3 protein-coding genes, 1 tRNA gene and 1 riboswitch are annotated in these 3,530 nt (G+C 28.7%); of the genes, 3 read left to right on the top strand and 1 reads right to left on the bottom strand.

Annotated elements, in window-relative coordinates; translation table 11 throughout:
* The first annotated feature begins 920 nt into the window (after positions 1–920).
* A riboswitch (glycine riboswitch) is annotated at positions 921–1,013 on the top strand.
* 285 nt (positions 1,014–1,298) lie between these two features.
* A complete protein-coding gene (locus tag WBG30_RS10230) occupies positions 1,299–2,318 on the bottom strand; it encodes a PTS sugar transporter subunit IIC (protein ID WP_424504553.1) in 1,020 nt (339 codons plus the stop codon).
* A gap of 458 nt (positions 2,319–2,776) precedes the next feature.
* Here WBG30_RS10230 and WBG30_RS10225 point away from each other — a divergent pair.
* From WBG30_RS10225 to WBG30_RS10215, 3 genes are all read left to right on the top strand, one after another.
* Positions 2,777–2,870 (top strand) — tRNA-OTHER (locus WBG30_RS10225).
* Between the two features lie 137 nt (positions 2,871–3,007).
* Complete coding sequence (locus WBG30_RS10220; RefSeq protein WP_424504552.1) at positions 3,008–3,388, top strand: GrdX family protein; 381 nt, start codon at positions 3,008–3,010, stop codon at positions 3,386–3,388.
* Between the two features lie 26 nt (positions 3,389–3,414).
* Positions 3,415–3,530, top strand: a 116-nt coding sequence (locus WBG30_RS10215; RefSeq protein WP_424504554.1) for an FAD-binding protein, incomplete at its 3' end; no start/stop codon positions are given.

Raw genomic sequence — 3,530 nt, 5'->3', positions numbered from 1 at the left:
AAAAATTTCAATATATTTTTATAGTGGTTCTTTCCACTGTACACCTTAATCGATTGTTTAAAACAAAGTTTTAAACGACAATTGAGTTTTTAATTTACACTTTCTTTCTCTATTTAATTGCTAATGTGCTATTGTTTGTCTCGCTTAAGGTCGCGTTTGCTCTCCCTTGCGGACAAGAAGAAGTATACCGTGTTTACAAGTTTTCGTCAAGAGTTTTTTTGTTTTTTTATAAAATCGAACTAAAAATCTAAGTGCCGTCTCGTTTCACTATATTTTTACTGGTCCACAGACGACGAAACACATAAGTTATTACAATAAAAAAAATTATCATCATAACAATAAAGAATCAATTTCAATTTTTTTCATTATTTATAAAAATTTGAAAAATCAACCAAAACATCATCTTTAACTTTGAAAAATCTGTCTTCTTTGATTTTTTTATAAAATTTTAATCAGGCATTTGAACTTCGGCCTTTAAAATTGAAAAACCTTGTCTCGGATTTTTCAATAATTCTATCATTAATATTTTTAATTATATCAAAGGTTAAACTGTAATAAAAATAAGTAGAAATCGTATGACAACAACAATTCTTTTTAAACTCCTCCACGCATTTTAAATTCTATTTCCTCTTTCTTTAAAGATTTATAGTTATAAAAATAAAATTAAAAACAATACCTCGATTTAAAATCAATTATCTTTTCATACTATATATATATAGTAAACAAAACTAATCGCGATTAAAAAATATTAAAAAAAATAAAAAAGTGTTGACAAGCTGTAGAAAATGTTATAAATTAATACTGAGTAAAACAATCGAATACAAATCGGACGAAGGTATGTGGAGAGTCTCTAGAAAAATAGAGCACCGAAGAAGTAAAACTTTCAGGTATTCACTCATGAGTGAATAAGTACACCTACTGGACGAACCTCTGGAGAGACTTTTAAATAAGTCACCGAAGGAGCAAACCTAACTTTAGGCGAATCTCTCAGGTAAAAGGACAGTGGAAATATTAAAAAAATTTGAAATATTTATTTTTTTATTTTAACCAATTCTTAATTCAGAGGTCATACAATTGTATGACCTCTTTTGATGTTTTTACTTTTTTTACTAAACTTAAATATTATAAAATCTACAAAATTATGATTCCTCAGTTGACTCTAGAAGGGTTCCATTTTTTTAACTAGCTTTTATAAATTTACAAAAACTAAATAATAAAACTATTATAGAAATGAAGCAAAAATTTATTGGACTTAAATATTCTTTAATAATGTCAAAATTCAATAGATTATAATTTAACTATGCTTGTATCAGACTTCTTGATTCTTTCTTTGCTTTGATATTAACAAATATTGTTGAGATTATTAAACCTCCAACTATTCCACCAATCATTGCAAAAAACATAGCTAGTGCAACAGTTGTAGCTGAATTAAATGCAAATGGAGTAAGTAACCCAGGAATTGGAGATGCTGTACCAGGTGCGTCAGCTACTATTTTAAAGTATGCTGCTGATAAACCTGCAAGTGCTCCACCAGTGAAGCTAGAGGTAAATATAGGCACTGGATTAGCTGTAACTATATCAGCTTGTGTAAGTGGTTCTAACATCATTGAGATAGTCTTACTTTTGTTTCCTAATTTAAGTCTATAAAATGTTATCCCATTTGCGAAACAACCACCAAAACAAGCAACGCATGCTATTCCCATTGGTAATCCTGTCAAACCTAAAATAGCTGTAAGAGCCATAGAACTAAGAGGCGATGTACAAATTACTTTAATAAGCCCTCCTAAAAGAAGTCCCATAAGTATCGGAGATTGATTTGAAGCATTTAGTATCATTTCTCCTAGTTGATTTAGAGTAATAGTAACAAGAGGTGATACAACTTCTGCAATAAATCTTCCTAGAGGAGCTAAAATAACTACACCGACAATAACGTCTACTCCTTCAGGCAAACATTTCTCTATAATCGGAACGAGGAATGAAAGGGTATATCCTACAATAAATCCTTCTAATATACCCGTTCCAGAAAGTGCGAGACCAGTAGCGATAGCAAATACAGGATTAATACCAAGAGCCAACATAACCAAACTTCCTGATGCTACACCTCCCATACCGCCAACAATGTTACCTACATTACCTAAAAAAGCAATACCTAGCATATTTCCTGAAATAAATTTGTGTAAAGCTTCGACTAAAAAAGTAGCTACTGCAGCATTTGCTAGACCACTCATTGCTTTTTGACCATTTGGTGCTTTAAGACTGAACGCTGAAAAACACGATAGCGCCAATAATAGTAGTGCCATTCCTTTTAACATTTCCATTGTATAAATTCCCCCTTTTAAAACTTTGCACGATATTTGTGAAATTAATAACTCTCTCTCAGAAAATAAAGATTCAAAATAAAATATTCCTTATTAAATCTTAGTTTTAAAGAAACATGTTTTTTTTAAATGTGAATCTTATAATTTATAACCTTTTAAGCTAAAATTGTCAACAAAAATTAGCTTTTTTTTAAGAAAAAATTAACTTTACCAAAAAACAAAGTGTATCCAAAACAACTTTTTTGTTTTATTTCAATACTTTATTCATTGTTTTTATTTAAAAATAATAAAAATAAAAAAATCTATAACAATTATGATACCGAAATGTTTAAGTCGCTTATTAGATAAGGGGATAAAAAAAATCATTAAAACATAATACGTGTCTATATTCAAAACAAAAAGTGAAAAAAAAAACTTTAGTGGTTGACTTTTTTTTAGAAAAGGAGTATAACTAAATTGGAAATAGACAAGACGCTGGTGTGCTTACCGATATTAAAATCGAGTTTCAATATTTAAATTATTGTAGGTGGGTTCGATTCCCTCATAATTCCATCAAAATAACATTATTATAACTAAAATATATAAAAATTAAAAAGTATCTATATTTATTGCATACTTTTTATTTTTTTGTGAAATCTTGTGAAAAAATGTGAAAAAGAGAATAATTATTCTTATATCTAGGAGGTAAAATGAAGTTTAAAATAATAAGTAATAATCCTTTGGTTAATCTAAAATATAAGGATTTTCACCCTATGGATTATCTTGAAGGTGCTACCTTTTTAGAAGTTATGGAACACACAAGATCAAAAGTTCATAACAATTATGAGATTTTAACTCATCCATTAACAGGAAGTGTAAAACCTGGAGAAACACCTTTTAAATCAATAATAATATCTGAAGAAGCCACTCAACTAAATTTTGAGTCTTTAAAACTTATCGAGGATGCTATAATAACTACCAAAAAATTCATTTTACAAAGAAAATGGACAGATAAAATTATAGGTGACTTTCAATTAATCGACTGCGATATCATTAGTAGTGGTATCGAAAGTATAAATCAAAATAATTAATTTAAAATATATATTAGGAGGATACAATGTCAAAAATATACGACCTTATAGTAGTAGGAGCAGGACCAGCAGGATTATCTGCAGCTTTATATGCAGGAAGATCAAAATTATCTACATTAGTATTGGAAAAAAGTAAAACAGG

The sequence above is a fragment of the Psychrilyobacter sp. genome, from assembly GCF_049671765.1.
Taxonomy (GTDB): Bacteria; Fusobacteriota; Fusobacteriia; order Fusobacteriales; family Fusobacteriaceae; genus Psychrilyobacter.
This window is presented reverse-complemented; position numbering and strand designations above follow the sequence as displayed.